Genomic DNA, 23,151 nt, shown 5'->3' with positions numbered 1-23,151 from the left:
ATGTATAGCCAAGGTTTGCAAGGAGAACAATTATTCGGCAATTTAATCAATAGTTTGGCGCAGCAAACACAACTACAACCTGCTTCTAAAGAACCATTTACTATTGATATTAAGAATGAAATACAACCCACTCATTCCAAAGCTCTACAATCCAGCAATCAGACAGACGAATCAGAAAATGATGCTCAAACAGCAAAAACTGATACAGTTATTGACCAAATCCAAGACACCCTAAACTCTCCAGACACTGCTAATAATTCCATAATCGATGAATTACACCAAGATAGTTCTGTCTCAATTCGTGATGAAGTAGATCAACTTTACGCTAGTTTATTTGGAAGTGATAATTTCATTACAACTAATCCAGAATTTTCTTCTCAAACTAACAATTTTGAAATTATAGATTCGACAGATAACTCACTCATCGCAGACACAGCAACTAGTCCAGAAAAATCAGAATTAATATCTAGAGACTTAACAGCATCAATATCTGATTATGAAATAAAAAGTCATAATCAGGAAGAATCAGAGTTGATTTTCCAAGACGTCTTTTTTGAAGTTGCAGATCCTAGAGAATTAATTATTGATGAAAACACAAACACTGAAGAAGCAGATTTAATTTTCCAAGATATATTTTTTGAAGTTGCTGATTCCACAAAGTTGCTGATTGATGATGAAGTCGTAACTGTTCTTCAAGAAGATGATGATGTTCTAATCCAAGACATCATTTTTGACGCAACAGACCAGAATGACGAATTAGCTTTCTACGAAGAAGTCATCACAAATCAACAAGAAGATGATGATGCTCTGCTCCAAGACATTATTTTTGACGCAACAGACCAGAATGACGATTTATCTGTACATGAAGAAGTAATCNGATGATGCTCTGCTCCAAGACATTATTTTTGACGCAACAGACCAGAATGACGATTTATCTGTACATGAAGAAGTAATCTCAAATCAAGAAGAATTAGAGTTAATTTTACAAGAAGTAATGTTTGAATTTGCAGATTCTACAGAAGAATTATCTGTGGATGATGCTGCTTCTTTCTCTGATGTCAATACCATAGATTCGCCCTCTACACCTGTAACAAATGAATTCCAATTAGTAGAGTTTCCTGTTTCTGCATCCGATCCTTGGTTTGATGAGCCAGATGCAGGTCTTTTAGAAAGTAGCAATTTTCAGAGAGAAGACAAAAAAGCTACTACTGAAATGATCAGAAGACAACTATTAGAATTATGGGAAAAAATTACATATACAGAAGAAGGTAATGAAACTCCCTCTTTAGTTGTTGAACAACCAATTGCTGCTGAGACAATTATAAGCTTAAATAACTTATTAATTCCCCCAGATATTGAGCAGCAATTTTTGCCAGAAGAGTCTGTGGAAGAATCGATAATTGATACAAAATCAAACCCAAATCAAACACAAGAAACAAGTGCAGAGCATATTCATAATTCTTCAGAAGAATATGTCCCTGCTTCTGTCAAAGAAAATTTGTTATTAGAAGTAGAAAAACAGAATGTAGCTATACCAGAAATTAAATTGGATGCAGAGCAATTACTGCAATTAGATGAAGATTTGGCAAACTTTGGCGAACAGAATAATACTCAATTGAAGTTGCCTACTACTGAACCAGAAAATCCAGACTTTGCCGAAATTATAGTACCAATTATTTCTCAAAATGAGCAATTAGCTGAAACTGAAACTAATAAAGCTACAACCAATTCTTTAGAACTGTTTTTATCTTCTGATTCTGGAATTAAAGATGATACAGAAATTCGAGCCAATATCGGAGACTATATTTGGTATTTGGGAATTGACCTAGGTACAACAGGAATTTCTGCAACTTTATTCAATCGCTCTACAACTGAAGTTTATCCTCTCTATTGGTCAACGGAAAATCAACAACAAGCAGCATCGAAGACACGAACATTCCGTTTACCAGCAGAAGTTTATTTACCATCTACACAAGAACAAAATACGACAAATTTAAATCTTTTTTCAGCACAACTCAAACCTTATTTGCAAATAGCCCTTCCTTACAAAAATGAACAGCAAAAATGGGAGCCAACATTACAATTTAATGAAGTTGCGACAGTTCCTCTAGTTTGGGTTGTACGATCGCTCTCCAAATTACTCTTGACATTAAGATCAGATCGTAGTAGCACTACTCTAGGTTTAACTGCGGCGGGAATTGGCTTAGACCAACAAATTTTCCATAGCGCCATCAACAATCTTGCTGGTGTCATCTGTACCTGTCCATCTCACTGGTCAGAACAATATCGCTTTAATATCCGCGAAGCTTTACTATTAAGCAAAATTATTCAGCATCCCCAACAAGTATATTTTGTTGAAGAAGCGATCGCTAGTTTACTTTCAGAACTTGATGGCCCTAGTGGTGAAATTATTCAATTTGGCAATAGCGAACATTCTCATTCTGTCAAAACCAGTGAGTATCCCTTAGAGGGGAACACCCTTGTGATTAATATCGGTGCTGCTGCAACGGAAATGGCGCTGGTCGATTTACCAGAAAGTGTGGAAGAATTAACTCACAGCGATTTTATGCTCCACAATTTTGCTTATGCTGGTAAGGGAATTGAGCAAGATATTATTTGCCAGTTACTAATACCACCTAAATGGCGCAAACAACGTAATTCTTCCCAGGAAGGCAATAATACTATTACCAGCAGTCCTTTACAATGGCAACCGACAATTGCTGGTATCGAGCAGATGAGTTTTGCAAGTTTGGGGTTAGAAGGATTAAAATTACCACGACCAGGAGAACCAGACAGTGGCGATCGCATTTATTTACAGCAACGCTTAGAAAGTTCTGTGTTGGGTAAAGCAATTCTCGATGCAGCAGTAGCCCTCAAGTTAATTTTACAACACCAAGAATCGTTTACTTTGGAATTAGCTGATCAGTGTTGGGTCTTGCAAAGACGAGATTTAGAGAGCCAAGTGTTTGTTCCATTTGTGCGACGTCTTAACCGTGAACTCAACAAGTTATTGGTAGCAAAAGGTATACCGACAGAAGCAATCAATCAAGCGATTCTGACTGGTGGTACATCCAGTTTAGCCGCAGTTTCTCGTTGGCTACGACAAAAACTCCCCAGTGCAAAGATCATTCAGGATTTGTATTTGAATGAAAATGGTACTCCTAGTTGTAGTCGTGTAGCTTACGGTTTAGCTATGCTACCCTTGCATCCCCAAGTGTTAGAAGTACCCAGACAACAGTACACTGACTATTTTCTGTTTACAGAATTGCTGCGACTCATCCCAGAGCGAGCTTTATCTTTTAATGAAGTGATTCAATTATTCGAGGCTCGTGGTATTAATACTCGTAGTTGTCAGCAACGCCTATTAGCTTTCTTAGAAGGTGAACTACCTCCTGGTTTGGTTCCCAATAATGTTGACTTTTCTTGGCTGACTCTTGCTTCCAGAGAAAATTTTGATTATAAAGCGATCGTCAATGCACCTTTGTTTGAGAAGCAAGGTAGTCTCACATATCGCGCCAATCCTTCACAATTACAATCTCTACGTCGTCATCTTAATGCCATCAAGAATAGTACTCAACAATCATTACAGGAACCCTACACAGTAAATTTTGTTGTAGGAGTCGTAAATTAACAGAAAAAAATCTGTGTAGTTAATTGTGTCTGAGTAGTTCTAATCGGGAGCATCCCAAATGTTCAAAAAAAACTGCGATTGAAATCGCAGTCTTATAGTGAAAGTCTGCTTTAAGCAGACTGTTTGATTTTATGAAGTCGTATAAAGACGACTTGTGCTAACAGCAAAGAGTTTAAACCCTTTGCAGCATTTTGAAAAAATTGGGATGCTCCCTTCTAATCTCTGTTATCGAGTGTTTTATACTCGTCGGCGAGTGTTTGGGACTCGTCGGCGAGTGTTTGGGACTCGTCGGCGAGTGTTTGGGACTCGTCGGCGAGTGTTTGGGACTCGTCGGCGAGTGTTTGGGACTCGTCGTCGAGTGTTTGGGACTCGTCATCGAGTCTTTTATACTCGTCGGCGAGTGTTTGGAACTCGTCATCGAGTCTTTTATACTCGTCGGCGAGTGTTTGGAACTCGTCATCGAGTCTTTGAACCCCGTCGATGAGTGTTTGAGCCTGGTAAATTCAAAAAATTTGTTCTAATTTTTGAAAGTCACGCTGCACCTCATTCCACAAAGCTTTATTGTGGGGATCTGTTTTTAAGGCTTTTTTCAGATATATTTTGGCTTTGGGTAACTGTTTTTGTTTGATCAGTACCCGTCCCCAAATTTGATAAGCGATCGCTTGCCATTGACGTACTTCTGGGTCTTGTGGTAGACGTGCTGCTAAAGCTTCCGCTAGTGCGATCGCCTGGGGAAATCTTCTTTGTTTCAAAAATATTTGCAATTGTTCATAAGTTTGCCACTTCAATTGCTGTTCGACTTCTGATATTTGAGGCGGTTGTGGCGTCGATTGAGTTTTGAGTGTTGTTGTCGGCGTTTCTGTAACGCTAGGTTTTGGATGAGTTACAGTTACTGTCTGAGTTGGCTGTGGGGCTATTTCTTGTGGGTCTACCACCTGTAATAGCAACCTGTATGCCTCAGTTAAAGCAATAAACTTATCTTTAGCTTTGTTGTCATCTGGATTGATATCGGGATGATATTGCTGTGCTAGGCGTCGATAAGACGCTTTAATGTCAGCAAAGGAAGCACCCGACCTTAAACCCAACAAACGGTAGCAATCTCCAAGATCCATCGTGATCTACAAGAAGCATTAGTATCAGCTATCAGCATATAGCTTAATGCTTAAACTACCCAATCATAAAGACCAAATTGCCATTTTTGGGGATCGGGCATAAATCAGTTAACAGTTAACAGTTATCAGTTATCAAATTAAACTGTTAACTGTTAACTGTTAACTGTTAACTGTTAACTGATTCCTAATTCGGCCGTTCTTCAATGACTTTGTCAATCAAGCCATATTCTTTTGCTTCCGCAGCAGACATGAAGAAGTCTCTTTCGGAGTCTTTTTCAATTCTTTGTAGTGATTGACCAGTATTTTGGGCGTAGATTTCGTTCATCTGGTGGCGGATACGCAGAATTTCTCTAGCTTCGATTTCAATATCGCTTGCTTGTCCACGCATACCACCAGGAAGCAAGGGTTGGTGAATCATAATCCGGGAGTGGGGTAAAGCTAGGCGTTTACCTTTTGTACCACCCGCCAGAAGGAAAGAACCCATTGAAGCGGCTAAACCTACGCAGATTGTTACTACATCAGATTTGATGTGTTGCATGGTGTCATAAACCGCCAAGCCAGAGTCGATCGCACCACCAGGAGAATTTATATACAGATAAATATCTTTGCCAGGATCTTCTGAATCCAGATATAGCATGATGGCGATAATCTCGTTGGCGAGTTTGTCATCAATTTCTTCTCCTAAAAAGATGATGCGATCGCGCGCCAGACGACTGTAAATGTGAATCCACTGAGTGAATTGTTCCCCTGGTAATCTGTAGGGAACGCTGGGATAGCCGATAGGCATAGTGTACTCCGTTTGTCAATGATTATTGGTCAATGGTCAATGGTCAATGGTCAATGGTCAATGGTTAATGGTCAATGGTCAATATAAGATTCTCTGGACAATTGACACTTGACACTTGACTCTGGACAATTGACATTTGACTATTTAGAGAATTCCTGCTGCTGCTGGGGTGGTAGTGATTTCAGATTTTTCAAAGACTCGGTCTATCAAACCGTATTCCACAGCTTGCTGGGGAGTCATGTAAAAGTGACGATCCATATCCTTCACGATTTTTTCTTTGGATTGTCCTGTGGTACGTGAGAGGATATCTACCATCGCCGTTTTGTTGTTGAGTACCTCTTTGGCTTGGATCTGAATATCCGTTGCTTGTCCTTGGGCAAAACTTCTGGGTTGGTGTAAGACAATGCTGGAATGGGACAAACTCGCACGACAACCTTTAGTACCAGCACTGAGAAGTATTGCAGCCATACCCACTGCTTTACCAATACAGATAGTATGGATGGGGGGTTTAATGTACTTCATCGTGTCGTAGATGGCGAAAGCTTCGGTTTCAAAACCAAATAAGCGTCCCATCTGACCGGAACTACCATCAGAAGTACCTGTAGAGTTAATGTAAATTTTGATTGGTTTATCTGGGTCATCGGACTGCAAATACAGCAGTTCAGCAATGATAAGTTTTGTCACCTCTGCAAATAGGGGAGTTCCCAGATAGACAATTCGCTCTTTTAATAATAGAGAAGGCAAATCTGGTGGTGGTGTGCGGTAGAAATTATCGCCGTAGTAAGGGGCTTGCACAGCCTTGATGGGAGAAACGTCCATAGGAACTGTTGCTTGAAATAATGCCGTTAACTGTAATACATCCTAACGCGATGCTAGCTTTGTTGGAGGTGTGGATTACTCGCTAAGTTAATTAATGGTCAAGAGTCAAGAGTCAAGAGTCAAGTGTCAAGAGTCAAGAGTCAAGTGTCAAGAGTCAAGTGTCCAGAGTCAAGAGTCAAGTGTCCAGAGTCAAGGGTCAATTGTCCAGAGTCAAGGGTCAATTGTCCAGAGTCAAGAGTTTTTTGACCATTGACCATTGACCATTGACCATTAACCATTGACCATTGACTACTTTTAACGATATCGCGGAAGTCCCCATCCCTCAACGCAACGCAACGGGTGGGGATGGACAGCGGTCAATGACGAAAACACCTCCGACCAATATCAACCTAACGGTTGATTAGGGAGTGGTGGTGGTTGAGGAATTGACAATCTCCTGACTTGGTAGCCTGTCAATCCAATCTTCTATTAGTTGAGTCATTGTCTTTTCTTTGGCTTCGGCATATAGCTTTAGCTTATTTAGACGACGCTCAGATATACGAATATGTAATCCTTTCGTTTTCATAACGTCTACACAACATCTAGACATTATGTTACCATAAAAATTGTTGTTGACCCGCCCAACTGTCTCGGAACAGATAGGTCAAGTAGCGGTAATACGCTTACCACAGAAAGAGCAGAGCTTGGGGAAAGAACATGACCACTGGTTCGCTTGGGTTAGCTCTGCGGTAAAAAATAAGCCAAGCCATGTTGTACGTAAAGTTATAACCTTGCGGGAGGCGAGGTTCTGCCTGTGGACGCGGAGTCAGACCAAGACAAACACGGGTTTGTGGAGGCATCGGCGGATGAAACGGGAAACCCGATAGACGAATAAGACCGTCGTTGTGTAGTTGAAATTGGGAAGCCCCTTTTTCAGCGAAGCAAAAAGGGGTACTTCACTAAATATCTTTTCCGTAGAGGAGATCTTAGCGGCTGAAGTTATTTATAAATATGTATATCCTGCATGGAAACCTGAGATTATGAAGGTTAGTTTGCTGCCTACGCTCAATGATGGCAATTTGGATGCCAATCAAATGAATAGTCAACGCCAGTTGGCTATTTCTCTGTCTGCGATCGCACAAGTGAGTGATCGTAATGTACCACTAAATTTGTGCTTAATTCTTGATCATAGTGGTTCGATGAGTGGGCGACCGCTAGAAACTGTCAAGAAAGCGGCTAACCAAATTGTTGATAGACTCAAGGAAGGCGATCGCCTGAGTGTGGTTGTTTTTGATCACCGCGCTAAAGTATTAGTACCTAATCAAATTGTTAATGACAAAGAGGCTATTAAACAGAAAATAAATCGTCTGGCTGCTGATGGTGGAACTGCGATTGATGAAGGGTTACGTTTGGGTATTGAGGAACTAGCAAAAGGTAAAAAAGAAACTGTTTCTCAAGCCTTTTTACTAACTGATGGTGAAAATGAACACGGCGACAACAAACGTTGTTTGAAATTTGCTCAGTTAGCTGCTGGTTACAATTTAACTTTGAATACTTTGGGATTTGGTGATAATTGGAACCAAGATATTCTGGAAAAGATTGCTGATGGTGGTGGTGGGACTTTATCTTATATTCAACGACCAGAACAAGCTGTAGATGAATTTGCCCGTCTTTTTAGTCGGGTACAAGCTGTAGGATTAACTAATGCTTATTTGCTATTTTCTTTTATGCCAAAGGTGCGATTAGCAGAGCTAAAACCTGTAGCCCAAGTTTCTCCAGATACGATTGAATTACCAGTACAACAAGAAGCTGATGGGCGTTTTTCTGTGCGTCTGGGAGACTTGATGAAGGATACAGAAAGAGTAGTTTTAGCAAACATTTATTTAGGACAATTTATTACTGGGAAACATATTATTGCTAATGTACAAGTGCGCTATGATGATCCTGCTGAAAATCAAACTGGGTTACTTTCAGAAAATATGTCTGTGGAGGTGAATGTGCTTCCAGCTTACCAAGGTGAGGCTAATCCAGAGGTACAACAGCATATTTTGGCATTAGCGAAGTATCGACAAACCCAACTGGCTGAGGCAAAATTACAACAAGGCGATCGCGCTGGTGCTGCAACGATGTTGCAAACTGCTGCTAAAACGGCTTTGCAAATGGGAGATTTGGGTGCAGCAACGGTGTTACAAACTTCTGCTACAAGATTGCAGTCTGGGGAAGAGTTATCCGAAAGCGATCGCAAAAAAACCAGAATTGTTTCAAAGACGGTTTTGCAGGATTAATTATTATTTTGGGTGGGCTTTTTGCCTACCCAATTTTTTTAAGAGTATTTAACCGCAGAGACACAGAGGACGCAGAGAGAAGAGGATGAAGAGTATAGGGTTTCATCATGTGGCGATTATTTGTTCTGATTATGAATGTTCTAAAAAATTTTATACGGAAGTTTTAGGTTTTTCCATTATTAATGAGACTTTTAGAAAAGAGAGAAATTCTTATAAGTTAGATTTACGGGTGGGGGAGAATGATCAAATTGAGTTATTTTCTTTTCCGAATCCTCCCCAAAGAGTTAGTCGTCCTGAAGCTTGTGGTTTGAGACATTTGGCTTTTCAGGTGGAGAATGTTGAGGAAGTTGTGAGTGAGTTAAAGGCTAGGGGAGTTGAGGTTGAAGCTATTAGAGTTGATGAGATTACAGGAAAGAAGTTTACGTTTTTTCAAGACCCAGATGCTTTACCTTTAGAGATATATGAACTGTAGATATTTACTACCGTTTTTTATTGGCTTTCCACGTTCCACCATAAACATAAAATGGGTTGTTTTCACTCACTGAAGACCAACATTGAGGACAAATAAATACCCATTCCCCATCTTGTTTGTGCTTGACACGATAAAGCACTGATGCGGGTTGATTGCATTGGGAACATGGTTTGACTCGATGCGATCGCACCATTTTTTAGAAACTAAAAATTAGAGATTAGGTCTAAACTCATGATAACTGTTAGTAGGGGTGCAAGACTTTGCGCTCCTACAGATTGATTTTCAACAGTCACTAATCAACAAGAATGAAATCTTCCCTGTTGTTGTTTGCGATTTTTCTAATCTCGCTGGTGTCACGTACTTTAGCAATTACTGCTTCCCTGAATACTGATGAGGGGTTATGGATTTATCGTGGTAGCCAGTTTATCAAACGTTTGTTGGAAGGAGATTTAACTCATACAATTCTCAAGCATCATCCAGGGGTTCCCAATATGTGGCTAAGTGGTAGTGGGATGTTGGTGAATTGTTGGTTAAACAAGCTGTTTCCTGGTTTTCTGGGTGTAGATTTACCTCCAGAGATCAGCGCTTGTCTGAATTTAGAAGGATTTGCGATTAATTTGTATATTCTTCCCCGTTTGGTACAAGCAGTGGTGACTTCTGCTTGTATGGTGTGTATATATTTACTCACAAGGCGGTTATTAGGACAAGCGATCGCTCTCTGTACAATTATTCTTTTGTTATTTGAACCATTTTTTTTGGCATATCAGCGTTTTATTACTACTGATGCGCTACAAGCTGATTTTGCTATTCTAGCTGTGCTGTCATTTCTACTTTATTTGCGACACGATGGGAAACGTAAGTTTATTTTAGCTTCAGGGATATTTCTGGGACTAGCAACGGCGGCGAAAATTACAGCTTTGTTTTTATTACCTGCGATTGTAATTATTATCGGATTGATTGAGTTAGGAGTTTGGCAAGAAAGTTTTCCTCAAAGAGGGTGGAAGGAGCAGTTACGAAGTTTTCAACTTTGGGTAGGGACGATTTTAGTTACATTTATCGTCATATTCCCAGCAACTTGGGTTTCACCAGGATATGTTCTCAACAGAATTCGTGATGGTGTTTTGCAAGAATCAGATCGGGGATTTTTGTTTTTCTTAGGACAACTCACCCATTCCCCTGGAATTCTATTTTATCCTTTGGTACTTATATATCGTCTCTCACCTATATTGCAAGTGGGTTTGGTGGCTATAAGTATAGTATTGCTGATTCCCAAGCTACGACATCGGCTAAAAAATATGAGTGCGATCGCAGCGATCGCTTTAATTGCTGTCTGTGTGATACTGATATTATCAGCGAGTGATAACAAAATCGACCGTTATATTAATCTGTGTTTGCCAATGTTGGCAATACTTGCGGCGATTGGTTGGTTGGAAATTATTGCTGGGGTGAGACTTTGGGTTAACAAAGTTTCTTTGCAACTGAAAATTAGTAACGAGTGGGGTTGTTTAATTATCTTTGCGCTGCAATTAGTTTTCCTTCTCCCCTACCATCCCTACTACCTAACTTACTACAATCCTGTGTTTGGTGGTGCAGTCGCAGCCCAAAATATATTTATGATTGGTCAAGGGGAAGGTTTGGAAAAAGTTGCTCAATGGTTGAACCAGTCGCCGGATGTCAAGGAAACTAAAGTAGCAAGTTGGTATAGTCGCTATTTTTCCAGTTACTTCCACGGTCAAGTTTTACCAATAGACAAGCGTATTCCGTCTGGTATTCAACCTTGGACGCAGGCTCATCGAGTAGTATTCTACAAGAATCAATTGCAGCGTCAATTACCAGAACCCAAAATGTTAGCTTATTTTACCAACCAACAACCTTTATATACAGTAAAGCTGCAAAATATTGACTACGCATGGGTTTATCCTGGTCCATTAGCTTTACCTGAAGATTTAAAGCGTATCCAATTTCCCTTATCTTTGGCTTTTGGCGAAAAAGTCCGTTTGTTAGGTTACGACTTGAATAAAACTAAGATATCTAGCAATGAAGATTTGATAGTCACATTCTACTGGGAATTTTTTGCACCATTGCCAGCAGATGTTTCGATTAAAATAAATTTACGCGATCGCCAAAATAATCGCCAAAATAATCAAAATAATATCGCCAATTTTTCTAATACACCTCTAGTAGATGGCTACATATTTCCAGAACAGATCACCGCAGGTACAGTAATACGAGATATCCACAAGCTAAAAATTTCCCCAGCTACATTACCGCAACGTTATCAGCTAGAAGTAGAAGGATTTTTCAATCAAGCACAACTTATTGGTGAGGTAGAAGTGGTAGAGATTGGGGAGCGGGAATAAGGGACAAGGAAAGGAAAACACTCTAGACAAGGGAGTGTGGGGAATGTGTGAAGTATAGGGAGACAACGGAGAATTATTTAACAAGTCTTTTCCCAATGACTAATGACTATTGTACAGACGCGATTAATCGCGTCTCATAACTTTTTCCCAATCCGCAAATGATAAGCGATAAATTGTCGTGACAACTCTTCCATGATTAGAAAAACTTTTTACAGGTTGATATCGTTGTTCCCAATAACTTTGGTCTTTACCTAATATTTTTTTGTTTCCATTTTGCGGATTTTGTATATATATTATATAGATGTCACCAGGGGCTTGAGCATTATACGGATGTAATTCTATATTTTTATAGTTTTCTGGAATATAATATCTTGTGATACTTTGCTTTTCATTAGTAATAAAGTAACCATTTTTACCTGTGTTTTCTAAATAATATCCTACTTTTTCCCAATGTCTGTAATAGGGAAATCCAAATAAACTTTGTCTACTTTGTCTTTTCAGTTCCAAAGACAAGAATCTTTTATTTTCCCAAGGATATTCTTTCTGATTATCGATAAATAATAAATGAGACAAGAAAAACGAAGATATATATATCAAACTCAAGCAAAAAGAATTAATATATTGGAATTTAGCTGAAAATCTATTAAATATCAATTTTTGAAAAACTTCTAGACCAAACGCCATTAAAACAGAAAAAGGCAAAATATAAGTATAAATATGTGTACCAGGATTACTAACAAATGTTTCTAACGCTAACAAAGGAAACAAAAACCACACCAATACTGAAAAATTTTCTTTAATTCTCGATAGGCCCATTAAACCCAAAGCAGCATACAAATATATAATAAACAAAGGATTATAAGTCATAAATGTTCTTGTAGAACTAACCGACTGCTTACTTATTCTTTCTGTCCAATAAGCCTTAGTTGATTCTGAAATAGAGAAAAAGAAAGGTAAATAAAATATAGATATTAATACTAAAAAAATCGTTCCCGCAAAAAATAAATGCTGGACTTGATTGTTTTGATGTGAAGATTCGACATTAACATACCATCTATAAATTAAGTAAACTACAAATGGTGCAATGAATATACCATCGTAGTGTGCAAGAATGGAAATTGACCAGCAAAACACGCCTAAATATAAACCATAAACTCTCCATTTTTCAAACTTGGTAGATAAACTGATCAGATATAGAGCTAAAACAGAGAACAAGATTACAAATGATTGGTACTGAACAATTCTCGTTAAAGCTACGAATAAACCATTAATTGCAATAAATAAAGATGAGTAAATAGCTATTTTATGACCAAATTCTAGTTTGATGAATTTATAAAAAAAGTAAATAGCTAATATACCCGCTATAGCAAAAGGAAGTCTGAGTAATAATTCATTATCATACCCAGGATTCACAAAACTCATCAAATATGTAATCAAAAATTGGATTGGTCCCTTTCTTTGATTAAGCAAAAAATCAATCATGCTTTGACCTGCTTGAGGTCTATATAGTGCTTTAATCTCATCACCTTGATAATTGGAATAACCTAAATTAATTAACCTCAACCATAAAATCACAAAGATTAAAAATATCAGGGGAAGAATATTTTTGATTTGTTTCATTTTTATAAAACCGAAATTTTAAACTTTAATTTGCATAATTATCACGCACAAGATAACCGTTTCATATCGTTTCTGCGTTGTAATTCCTCAATATATAACTCTAAAAACTCTGCGTTGCTCTGCGCTTACCTCTGTGTTCTTCTGCGTTAAATAAATATTATTCTGTGTTGTCGCACCAATTTTGACAAAAAAAGTAAAAAGAAGAAAATTCCTCTTTTTACTCTTAATTAGCAAAAATTTTTAAATTCCCCTTTCTTCCTCATTATCAGCCACATTTCTCGTATAATTATTAGGACGGCTACCTGCATTACGCACATTGACAATTTTACTCAACAAATCAAACCAAAATGGCGCACCCATTGCAATAGCAACACCACTGAGTATCCAGCCAGGAATCATAGCTAAAATTTTAAAATAGGGAAAAGTTTGTTTTGATTGGCGCGTCCATTTTATTTGCTGTTGTAAATTAGCATCATTCCAACCAATCGGTAAAGAAATATTTGTTAAAGCTTTATCTGCTTCGTTCCTAAGTTGCTCTAAATCATACTTTAAATCAACTGTAGCATTACTATTTCGTAGTGCTAATTCTCCTGCACTATTAGTAATAGTATCTCGTAGAGCAGAATCTTTTGATAGTCTGCTAACCATGTGAAGTGCATCTGCATTGGCGGTGATAGCGATCGCTAAACCTATAATAATAGCTGTACCCTTAGCATTACGTCTGTAGACTCCAGAAGCTCTTTCCATTGAGCTATTAAAGGTATTTTCTATTTCTAAACGCAATGCATTTATTCCTTCCTCTGTTGTCTTAACTCTTCCTTGAGCGCGTTTTGCTAAAACACTAAGATTTTCTACCACAGAGGGTGGTAAATTTTCAATCGCTGTAATTTCAATTGTCTGATATGCTTTCTGAATTCCCTGGTATGCTTCGCTATCTTGGTCTTGAATAGCTGCTTTAATTTCTTTATAAATCTCACTATCTTTCTTAATTGTTTGTACAACTTCATTAATATTTGGTTGCAATCCTCCCAGCAATACTGCTTGTTCAATATCGTCAAAAATATCTTTTTTGATAAACTTTAATCTTCGTAAATATTTGTTAGATAATTCATCATTAGGCATTTCTGCTTGGAAAGATTCTATATATCTATCGAAACTTTCTCCCATGCGATTTAGGCTTGTTTTCAAACTAGCTTTCCTTTGATGAAAGTTCCAACAAGTTTTTTCAAATTCTGCACTGAGTTCTGAAAATTCCTTGTAGGTTTTACTGAAAAAGTCTGTAAATCTATAATCATCGCTTGCTTGTTCCTGTAATTTAATAATGATTTCTTGTATCTCAGCTAATCTATCTTCTTTAAACTTCTTTAGTCTTGATTCTGTTAATTTTTGTACTAATGTAGGAATTTGTAGTGTTTCAATAAGAGTTGTAGCAAAAACATCAGCAGGAATATAAGAAGGACCACTATGTTTTTCCTCTCCAAAAGTACTTGTATTTTTATTTGTTCCTGGTCTAGGTTTTGTCAACATGCGATAAAGTGAACCAATTGCCCAAGTAATCTTACGAGGTATGGTGACAAACAATCCTTTTGCTTCTTGATTAATGTTTTTAACTAAGGGATTATCATAAATACTATTTGCGAGTTTGATAACATGAGCTTCTTCTGCACTCCGAACATCACCTGATAATAAAATTTCGATTGATTTTTTTAAGTGTTCAGCACGCCATTGAAATACAGTAGCAATTAGTTCCTGTATTTCGGAAGCTAATAAACTCAAGATTAAGTAAATAAAAATTAAACCAATCGCTACATCTAAAATAAAAGGTAGATTCATTAATTTCCTCCACAATATCTAAAGTCTGTAAATTATATATAATATTGCTTTGTGAACTGACAGCAAACTTTCCCAATACCTCCTCTGTTTTTGTCCTAGCCTTTGGGAAGCCCTTTGTGGTTATTTGATATTGATTACACATCAGTGCATTTTAATCACAGAATTGATATTAGTATTTTTCGTGTCATTTTTTCCAATAAATGCTTGTTAAATAGATTTAAGAGTAATGTCAGAAACCCTGTCAAAAAATATTATGATTAATTAGCAAAAATTGAGTTAATTTAAAAATTAGGACGAACATCAAAGAATAGTTGTTGCTAAACAGCAACAGATAAAGATTCGCGAACGTCTGTTTGTACTCGAACCAGCAAGCAAAATTATTATCCTAAAATATGCAAGAAGGAAGCTTTACTTGGGGTCGTCTAGAAAAGCAGCATCGCTCGCTCGACAAATGGATTGATTGGACATGGATAATAGTGCTGCTGGTAGCAGCTGTGTTACTTTTTACCATAGATTTAGGGCGATTACCACTACGAGATTGGGATGAAGGAACTGTAGCACAGGTTGCAAAAGAGATTTTCAGCGCTCCTCCTGGTTCAATGAGCTGGCTTTACCCAACTCTGGGAGGTGAACCATACCATAACAAACCACCGTTGATGCATTTGCTCATCGCTTGGGCTTACTCTTTGGGTGGTGTAAATGAGTGGACAGCTCGCTTACCAGGGTCAATTTTAACAGCAATATCAGTACCATTGCTGTATTGTGTTGGTAGAGAAATATTTCATCGGCGTTTTTGTGCTATTTACAGTGCTTTAGTTTACTTGACAATGCTGCCAGTTGTACGTCATGGGCGTTTAGCCATGTTGGATGGGGCAGTGATATGTTTTTTTATATTGATGATTTTATGTGTATTGCGATCGCGTCGTGATTTACGCTATTGCCTGGGTGTCGGCATCGCTTTTGGCTTAATATGCTTAACCAAAGGTATGCTGGGCGTATTGTTAGCTGCTGTCGTAGTCGCATTTCTATTTTGGGATACACCACGACTGCTGACTAGTGCCTATATGTGGATGGGAATATGCATAGGTATTGTACCTGTGGCTTTATGGTATGGCGCTCAATGGTGGGAATATGGTCGCACCTTTACCAATGTCGGGATGTTTAATCAATCTCTTAATCGCATTTGGTCATCCGTTGAAAACCATTCCGGCCCACCTTGGTACTATGTATTGGAAATACTTAAATATACTTGGCCTTGGTTGATTTTTTTACCATCAAGCTTGCAATTAGCTAGAGAAAACCAGAACCTCAGTTGGGCTAAACTTGTACTGGTCTGGATGGGAGTTTATTTAGTTGCTATTTCTGTGATGGGAACAAAACTCCCCTGGTATGTCTTTCCTATTTATCCTAGCCTAGCCCTGGTAATTGGAGCGAAACTAGGGGAAGTCGAAGATTCACCTCTGCTATCATCTTATCCACGATTTTGGGTAGTCACTTTAACGTTTCTGGCTTTGGTAGCGACAGGTGGTAGTATTTATTTTACTTTCGTCTCCACAGCAAAATCTGATTTACAGTTACAACTGATTTTTGCAGCAGTATCCATGACAATGGCCCTAGCAGCTATTTTGGCAGAACGAGGCGATCGCCAATTTCTTAAAGTTTTGTTTTGGGGATCTTATATTTCGTTACTCTTATTTATGAAATCAAATGACTGGGTTTGGGAATTGGCAGAACGTTATCCAGTCCAACCAGTTGCTACTATAGTCCGAGAGGGGACACCATCAGGCACAAAGATTTACACATCCAGTCCTGAACACCGTCCTTCATTGATTTTTTATAGCGATCGTAATATTATTCCTGCTTCTTTTAAAGAACTACAAGATCATTGGCATAATCACCAACAACCTTATTTATTGCTTGATCATTCTGCTATTCATGCACTCCAACTTGATTCATTCAAGGTTATTGGTCAAGCAGAAGGCTGGAAATTGGTTACAAAAGAAGGGAACAGGGAATAGGGAGGGAGCATCCCAATTTTTTCAATATGACGCCAAGGATTAAAACCCCTAGACAATAGCACAAGCCTCTTCAGACAACTCAAATAAATCAAGTAGTCTGCTTAAGCAGACTTTTGCTATGAGACTGCGATTCCAATCGCAGGCTCCCAAAAGCACTCCTTACTGGGATTTTTTGCCATCCTCGATAGTTTTTTCTATTTGTGGTGACGAGGTATCGCTGTTACGATTTTGCTGATATATTGCAATCATACCAAAAATAATAGCGCTTCCTACCACTACAGCAAGTAAAGGATTTTTAAAGACAAAAAAATCCCGAACAATTCTGGCTAAAGGTCGGCTTTGGCGGCGTAGTGCCGATGAAATCATAATCTGTTTTAAGGTAAAAGGATCACGAACATAGTGGCCGCTTTTACAAACCACTAGCTTCTGATGACAATACGGACAGGTAAATAATCCAACATAACTACTAACTGCTGTGGGCGTAGAATTTTGGCAAATGGGGCAAGTCAAATAATGATTATCAAAAGTGTGTGTATTCATCTACCTCGTCCGTTTAGTCCACTTACTTGGTTCATAACAAGAGCTATATTGAATTCCTGCTGAAAATGCGTGTAGATTTCCCCGACCATAATTCTCTCCCATTTAAGCATTATCGCCACAGAAATGTTGCACAATAGCAAATTTTTAACCAAAGCTTTGTAAATTACACAAAGATATGTAGTACTCGACCACATAAGTTCTGAGGGGTTGTGAGTAACTAGATCCCCGACTTTTTGAAAAAGTCGGGGATCTGACAGCCCATCAAAATCAATGTCGTGGACTAGTAGGTAGTTTACTCAAATTGCTAAATGATCACTCACAATGAAAAGTAAGATATGAAATTTTAAATTTTTTCTTAGATTTACTCCTCACTCCATGACTCTCCTACCTCACTCAGAACTCAGGAAGGTGACTGAACAACCTACCTTTCATTCTCCTTCCTTCCGTTTAACCTATTTGCTTAATCGTTTTCAACCATCTCCAGAAACAATTGTATTATTTTTAGCCTTGCTAATTGGCAGTGGTAGTGGTATGGGTGTGGTGACATTTCATTATTTAATCCAGCTGATCCATCATTTGATGCTGGAAAATTTAATGAGTGTGATTGGTGTTTGGGGTGCTTGGACTTTAGCTTGTGTTCCCATCCTGGGCGGATTAATTGTTGGTTTAATGCGTTGGCGAACACAAGATTTTGGTCCTGGACTTTCATCATTAATCGCTGATTCCCAAAAGGGAGAGGTCAAAAGACAATTACGACCAGTAACCAAAATGTTAGCCGCAGCAGTTTCTTTGGGAAGTGGTGCGTCTTTAGGCCCAGAAGGGCCTAGTGTAGAAATTGGTGCCAATTTTGGAATGCTAGTGTCTGTGGTGTTACAAGTGTCACAAGAACGCCAGCGTTTACTACTGGGTGCTGGTGCTGCTGCTGGTTTAGCAGCTGGGTTTAATGCTCCAATAGCAGGTGTTTTTTTTGCTTTAGAAGTAGTATTAGGAGCAACATCATTTGCTACTTCTGCGGTAAGTGTAGTGCTACTCGCAGCAGTAGTTGCAGCCTTTATTGCTCACATTGGTTTAGGAGGACAACCAGCCTTTGCCTTACCTGTTTACCAAGTCCGCAGTCCACTAGAATTACCACTCTATCTTGGTTTGGGTTTATGGGCAAGTGTGGTTTCTTTGACCTATACACAATTAATTCGCCTAGCAAAAGCTTGCTTTGCAGGTAAGGTGGCTGGTTTTTCTATTTTAGGAAAAATACCATTACCTATTCATCCTGTTATTGGTGGACTGATTATTGGTCTTACGGCTTTACGTTTACCGCAAATCTTAGGTATTGGTTATGAAACAGTAGAAGCGATGCTGCAAGATGTGGAATTTTCGCTACAACTGTTAATTTTGTTGTTGGTAGTAAAACTGGCGATGACAGCAATCTGTGCTGGGAGTGGATTTGTTGGTGGTGTCTTTGCACCAGCAATGTTTTTGGGTGCTTCTTTAGGTTCTGCTTATGCGAAAATTTTAGCAAATGTAGCACCTGCAATCAGTGGTTTTATGGCAGCTCCCCCTGCTTACGCTATGGTAGGAATGGCTGCTGTACTTGCTGCTAGTGTGAGAGCGCCATTAACAGCAATTTTGTTATTGTTTGAATTAACACGAGACTACCGCATTGTTTTACCGTTAATGGCAGCAGTTGGTTTAAGTGTTTGGTTAGTGGAGCGGATAAAGCCCAATGCAAACTCCAACTCCAATCTTCAACAAATAGGTCTTTCGGAATTAAAAGACGAACAAGCAGAAATTTTACAGCAAATTCTTGTTGAAGAAGCTATGCATCCTTGTCCAAAAAAACTGGCAACAACCATGTCAGTGATCGAAGCAGCTTTAGAAATGACACGCGATCGCACCCGCACTGCTTTAGTAGTTAATGAATTCGGACAATTAGTTGGTATTCTCTCTTTAAAAGATATCAACCGTACTCTTTCTGCTTGGCAAAATTACCCAGATTCTTCAACTACAAATCAGGGTGATCTATCCAATCAAACCCTAATTGATATTTGTACCACTGATATTCTCTACGCTTGGCAAGATGAACCCTTATCTGAAGCTTTGGATCGCATGTCTGTTCGTGGTTTGCATCAGTTACCAGTGGTAGCATCAGATAATCCAGAACAAATTTTGGGATTACTAGAACGGGAACAAATTACTTTAAGTTGTAATATAGCACTCACACGTAAAGCTCTTTGCCACTATCTACCATCGGTAACAAAAACAGATGTGGTCACTAGTCACTAGTTATTAGTCAATGGTCAATGGTCAATGGTTAATACAATTGACTATGGACTATGGACTAACGACTCTTGACCATTCACTATATTATGCTGTTGCTTCTAGAACTTCGACATCTTCTCTTTCATCTGAGTCTATTTGTCTCAGACGAATGTGTTTTTTACCCAAAGTGATGATAAACTCATCTCCGGGCTTTAGATTCATCTGTTTTGTGTAAGCAGAACCTATTAGTAAGTTACCGTTAGACTGCACACTAATTCTATAGCTGGCGCTACGTCCCCCACGACCATTTGCGCTAGGAGCGCTATCTAACTGAATACCTTCAGCATCAATTAAGGCATTCAAGAATTTCATCATGTTGACGCGCTCTATACCATTTTTGGTCACAGTATAGTAGCCGCACTGTTTAGCTTTTTCTTCTTTGCTCAGATTTTCTAGTTCTTTGACTTTCTTGAGCAACTCTTCGCCGGTTAGGGGTTCAATTTTTTTCTGTTTAGCCATCAACTTAGAGCGAAAATGAACGAACGATTGAGTGAGTTGAATCGATTTTATTTTAGCTGAGATTGAGGAAGTGATAACACAATCCTTTTATTTTTATATCAGCTACCGCAAAGTATATTACACAAATCAGCAAATTTTTGCATGTCTATTAATATTTACTTTGAAAATTAATTTAAAAAATTAAGGCTGAAGCTGATAACTATCTCTAGTTTATGAAAGACTGCTACACTGTAATCTATATTTGTTTAAGTTTCCTAAAGAATTGCTGAAAAAGTGGTTTACTTACACTTGGTTGATTATTAACACACAGAACGATAAGTAAAACTGATCCTTAGTCATTAGTCATTAGTCATTCGTCGTTGGTGAAGACTAATCTTAACGACAAAGGACAAAGAACAGAGCATAAATAAATGAAACTAACTACCAAAGGACATTACAGTGTCAAAGCTTTGCTAGATTTGAGTTTGCAAGCTGGTTATGGACCTGTTTCTACTAAAGCGATCGCATCTCGTCAGGATATCCCTGCTCCTTATCTAGAAAAACTGCTCATAGAAATGCGTCGGGCTGGTTTAGTAAAATCTGTTCGTGGTAGCATCGGTGGATACCAACTAGCAAAAAAACCTGCACAAATCTCTTTAGGAGAAATTTTAGAAGCCGTTGGTGAAACAATACAACCTTTACCTCACCATCTAGCTTCCCCAGGACAAACAGAAGATTGGGTAACATTTACCGTTTGGCAAAGGCTGCACCAAAAATTGAAAGAAGCATTGTACAGTATTACTCTGGCAGATCTTTATTACGATGCCCGTAGCTGGCAAGCATCTCTTGGTGAAGAAGCTAGTTTTATTGTTTAGTCATTAGTCATTGGTCATTGGTCATTTATTATTAGCTTTGCACAAATAATGAATCACAAAGCAACAAATGACAAATGACAAATGACAAATAACTTTTATGATTGTTTTAATCCTTGCAGCTTATTTAGACTATATTATTGGCGATCCTTGGGGATGGCCCCATCCTGTACGAGTAATGGGGTGGATAATTTCTCGTTTCAGCAAATTTACTTTTACATATTGTCAAAATCCTCTCACACAACGACTAGCAGGAATATTCTTAGGTATTTTTCTGATCAGTGGTAGTGGAATAGTTGGTTATTTAATAATACAAGCTACTAAATTCCTACATCCGTTGTTGGGAATTGCTGTAGAAATTATTCTCCTGGCTAGTTGTTTTGCAGCAAAAAGTTTGCGAGTTGCAGCTCAAACAGTTTTACAACCTTTAACATTAGGAAAAATCCAAGACGCTCGTTCTACTCTGAGTAATTATGTTGGTCGAGATACAGACAATCTCACAGAATCAGAGATTTTGCGAGCAATTCTAGAAACAGTCACAGAAAATGCTGTTGATGGAGTCATGGCTCCTCTTTTTTATGCAATAGTTGGCGTATTTTTACCATTTATCGGTCCAGTTCCCTTGGCTTTGGCATATAAAGCCAGCAGTACACTGGATTCCATGGTGGGTTATCGACAAGCACCTTATACTTATTTAGGCTGGTTTAGTGCGCGCTTAGAAGATGGCTTGAGTTGGGTTCCTTGTCGGTTAACGGTGATTACTATAGCGCTACTGTCGAATAAACTCTTGCATGTCATCCGAATTTGTCAGCGCGATGCACCCAATGATCCTAGTCCCAATTCTGGTTGGAGTGAGTGTGCATATGCTGCTACTTTAAATGTACAGCTTGGGGGTACTAATTGGTATCACGGTGTTGCGAAACATAAACCCCTGTTGGGAGATGCAACTCATCCAATCAATTCAGCTAGCATTGATCAAGCATTCCAACTAACTCGATATTGCTTTTTGTTATGGTTAGGGATAACAACTCTATTGCTAATTGTCATAAACAGGTCATCATAAAAATAGGAATTGAGTAATCGATCATCGGTTATTTGTGTTTTTCTTGCTCATCATCTATTACAAATTCCTCATGACTCGGTGTTTTAATATAAATTTTGCTCAGGGGGATACTGGTATATGACTATTTCTACCACTTCTACCAAAGCTAAAGTGGTTGAGATTCTCTCATCTGAAGAACTCCGTCGTACCGTCACTCGTCTTGCTTCCCAAATTGTCGAAAAGACCCGTGATTTATCCCAGTTAGTGCTGCTTGGTATTCATACTAGGGGAGTACCTTTAGCAGAACTATTAGCACGCCAAATTGAAGTGTTAGAAGGTGTATCTGTGCCAGTAGGAGCTTTGGATATTACATTTTACCGTGATGATCTCGACCAAATAGGGCTGCGGACTCCAGCCAAGACCGAGATATCTTTTGATTTGACAGATAAAATTGTCGTACTTGTAGATGATGTGATATTTAAAGGACGAACAGTTCGTGCGGCTTTAAATGCTGTCAACGAGTATGGTAGACCAGAGGTAATTCGTCTAGCTGTACTGGTAGATAGAGGTCATCGCGAAGTACCAATACATCCAGATTTTGTAGGTAAGCAGCTACCCACTGCTAAAGAAGAGATTGTCAAGGTTTACTTACAAGATATAGATGGAAGAGATGCAGTTGAATTGATTGCAGATTAGTTTGAATCATATCAGGTTCGCTAGATTACTTATAATTCCCAATGAACCCCACCCCGGTTTTGTCTAACGCCAAAACTTCCCCTCCCCGCTTGCGGGGAGGGGATTAAGGGGTGGGGTGCAATGACTGTGGGAAATATAACTAACTTATCCAAACTTGATATAATTTCATATCTCGCACCAGATTTTCACATACCAAGAAATAAATTTCCTGGCTAATATGCAGAGACGCGAAATTACCCTGCGGGAACGCTAAAAGCGAACGCGTCTCTACAACCCCAAAATTATGACGAAAAATCTCTAACCAAGAAATTTCGGGGTGCTAATTCACTGC

At 38.6% G+C, this 23,151-nt stretch carries 18 protein-coding genes and 1 pseudogene; 10 read left to right on the top strand and 9 right to left on the bottom strand.

What is annotated here, in order from left to right; all coding sequences use genetic code 11:
* Positions 1-877: 877 nt before the first annotated feature.
* Together B4U84_RS12800 and B4U84_RS30585 are read left to right on the top strand one after the other, a co-directional pair.
* Positions 878-3,631: pseudogene (locus tag B4U84_RS12800) on the top strand (hypothetical protein); the annotation flags it as partial.
* 154 nt (positions 3,632-3,785) lie between these two features.
* Complete coding sequence (locus tag B4U84_RS30585; RefSeq protein ID WP_165490279.1) at positions 3,786-4,115, top strand: hypothetical protein; 330 nt, start codon at positions 3,786-3,788, stop codon at positions 4,113-4,115.
* A gap of 19 nt (positions 4,116-4,134) precedes the next feature.
* On the opposite strand, the gene B4U84_RS12790 is transcribed toward B4U84_RS30585, so the two are convergent.
* The 4 genes from B4U84_RS12790 to B4U84_RS30575 form a co-directional block, all read right to left on the bottom strand.
* Positions 4,135-4,743 (bottom strand): DnaJ domain-containing protein, encoded by a 609-nt coding sequence (locus B4U84_RS12790; protein WP_131118311.1) that lies wholly within the window; start codon positions 4,741-4,743, stop codon positions 4,135-4,137.
* Positions 4,744-4,927: 184 nt separating this feature from the next.
* The gene (locus tag B4U84_RS12785) at positions 4,928-5,530 is read right to left on the bottom strand and encodes an ATP-dependent Clp protease proteolytic subunit (RefSeq protein WP_016864202.1); all 603 of its coding nucleotides are present in this window, start codon (positions 5,528-5,530) and stop codon (positions 4,928-4,930) included.
* A 144-nt stretch (positions 5,531-5,674) separates the two neighbouring features.
* Positions 5,675-6,349 (bottom strand): ATP-dependent Clp protease proteolytic subunit, encoded by a 675-nt coding sequence (locus B4U84_RS12780; RefSeq protein ID WP_044446722.1) that lies wholly within the window; start codon positions 6,347-6,349, stop codon positions 5,675-5,677.
* A 400-nt stretch (positions 6,350-6,749) separates the two neighbouring features.
* Positions 6,750-6,914, bottom strand: a complete 165-nt coding sequence (locus B4U84_RS30575; RefSeq protein WP_165490277.1) for a hypothetical protein — start codon at positions 6,912-6,914, stop codon at positions 6,750-6,752.
* A gap of 454 nt (positions 6,915-7,368) precedes the next feature.
* Between B4U84_RS30575 and B4U84_RS12775 the strand changes: the two genes are divergently transcribed.
* Positions 7,369-8,613, top strand: a complete 1,245-nt coding sequence (locus tag B4U84_RS12775; RefSeq protein WP_131118309.1) for a vWA domain-containing protein — start codon at positions 7,369-7,371, stop codon at positions 8,611-8,613.
* An 85-nt stretch (positions 8,614-8,698) separates the two neighbouring features.
* On the top strand, positions 8,699-9,085 hold the full coding sequence (gene gloA2, locus B4U84_RS12770) for an SMU1112c/YaeR family gloxylase I-like metalloprotein (RefSeq protein ID WP_131118307.1): 387 nt from the start codon (positions 8,699-8,701) through the stop codon (positions 9,083-9,085).
* A 7-nt stretch (positions 9,086-9,092) separates the two neighbouring features.
* On the opposite strand, the gene B4U84_RS32115 is transcribed toward gloA2, so the two are convergent.
* On the bottom strand, positions 9,093-9,278 hold the full coding sequence (locus tag B4U84_RS32115; protein ID WP_071524810.1) for a DUF8622 domain-containing protein: 186 nt from the start codon (positions 9,276-9,278) through the stop codon (positions 9,093-9,095).
* A gap of 112 nt (positions 9,279-9,390) precedes the next feature.
* On the opposite strand from B4U84_RS32115, the gene B4U84_RS12760 reads away from it, so the two are divergent.
* Positions 9,391-11,445: a glycosyltransferase family 39 protein gene (locus tag B4U84_RS12760; protein ID WP_165490275.1), complete on the top strand. Its 2,055-nt coding sequence runs from the start codon at positions 9,391-9,393 to the stop codon at positions 11,443-11,445.
* A 123-nt stretch (positions 11,446-11,568) separates the two neighbouring features.
* On the opposite strand, the gene B4U84_RS12755 is transcribed toward B4U84_RS12760, so the two are convergent.
* On the bottom strand, positions 11,569-13,065 hold the full coding sequence (locus B4U84_RS12755) for an ArnT family glycosyltransferase (RefSeq protein WP_131118301.1): 1,497 nt from the start codon (positions 13,063-13,065) through the stop codon (positions 11,569-11,571).
* Positions 13,066-13,305: 240 nt separating this feature from the next.
* Complete coding sequence (locus tag B4U84_RS12750; RefSeq protein WP_131118298.1) at positions 13,306-14,898, bottom strand: hypothetical protein; 1,593 nt, start codon at positions 14,896-14,898, stop codon at positions 13,306-13,308.
* Positions 14,899-15,290: 392 nt separating this feature from the next.
* On the opposite strand from B4U84_RS12750, the gene B4U84_RS12745 reads away from it, so the two are divergent.
* Entirely contained in the window at positions 15,291-16,916 is a 1,626-nt protein-coding gene (locus B4U84_RS12745) for an ArnT family glycosyltransferase (protein WP_131118295.1), read from the top strand.
* A gap of 159 nt (positions 16,917-17,075) precedes the next feature.
* Here B4U84_RS12745 and B4U84_RS12740 read toward each other — a convergent pair whose 3' ends face one another.
* Complete coding sequence (locus tag B4U84_RS12740; protein ID WP_131118293.1) at positions 17,076-17,456, bottom strand: hypothetical protein; 381 nt, start codon at positions 17,454-17,456, stop codon at positions 17,076-17,078.
* Between the two features lie 375 nt (positions 17,457-17,831).
* Between B4U84_RS12740 and B4U84_RS12730 the strand changes: the two genes are divergently transcribed.
* Positions 17,832-19,736 carry a chloride channel protein gene (locus tag B4U84_RS12730; RefSeq protein WP_131118287.1) on the top strand — a complete coding sequence of 635 codons (1,905 nt, stop codon included), beginning with the start codon at positions 17,832-17,834 and terminating at the stop codon, positions 19,734-19,736.
* Between the two features lie 81 nt (positions 19,737-19,817).
* Here B4U84_RS12730 and B4U84_RS12725 read toward each other — a convergent pair whose 3' ends face one another.
* Positions 19,818-20,231 carry an AbrB/MazE/SpoVT family DNA-binding domain-containing protein gene (locus B4U84_RS12725; RefSeq protein ID WP_017312956.1) on the bottom strand — a complete coding sequence of 138 codons (414 nt, stop codon included), beginning with the start codon at positions 20,229-20,231 and terminating at the stop codon, positions 19,818-19,820.
* A gap of 410 nt (positions 20,232-20,641) precedes the next feature.
* Here B4U84_RS12725 and B4U84_RS12720 point away from each other — a divergent pair, with 410 nt between their 5' ends.
* The 3 genes from B4U84_RS12720 (at position 20,642) to pyrR (ending at position 22,820) form a co-directional block, all read left to right on the top strand.
* Positions 20,642-21,085 carry an Rrf2 family transcriptional regulator gene (locus B4U84_RS12720; protein ID WP_017312957.1) on the top strand — a complete coding sequence of 148 codons (444 nt, stop codon included), beginning with the start codon at positions 20,642-20,644 and terminating at the stop codon, positions 21,083-21,085.
* 88 nt (positions 21,086-21,173) lie between these two features.
* Positions 21,174-22,145 carry an adenosylcobinamide-phosphate synthase CbiB gene (cbiB, locus tag B4U84_RS12715; RefSeq protein ID WP_131118284.1) on the top strand — a complete coding sequence of 324 codons (972 nt, stop codon included), beginning with the start codon at positions 21,174-21,176 and terminating at the stop codon, positions 22,143-22,145.
* A gap of 117 nt (positions 22,146-22,262) precedes the next feature.
* Positions 22,263-22,820 carry a bifunctional pyr operon transcriptional regulator/uracil phosphoribosyltransferase PyrR gene (pyrR, locus tag B4U84_RS12710; protein WP_044446746.1) on the top strand — a complete coding sequence of 186 codons (558 nt, stop codon included), beginning with the start codon at positions 22,263-22,265 and terminating at the stop codon, positions 22,818-22,820.
* The last annotated feature ends 331 nt before the right edge of the window (positions 22,821-23,151 follow it).

Source organism: Westiellopsis prolifica IICB1 (genome assembly GCF_004323185.1).
Taxonomy (GTDB): Bacteria; Cyanobacteriota; Cyanobacteriia; order Cyanobacteriales; family Nostocaceae; genus Pelatocladus; species Pelatocladus prolificus_A.
This window is presented reverse-complemented; position numbering and strand designations above follow the sequence as displayed.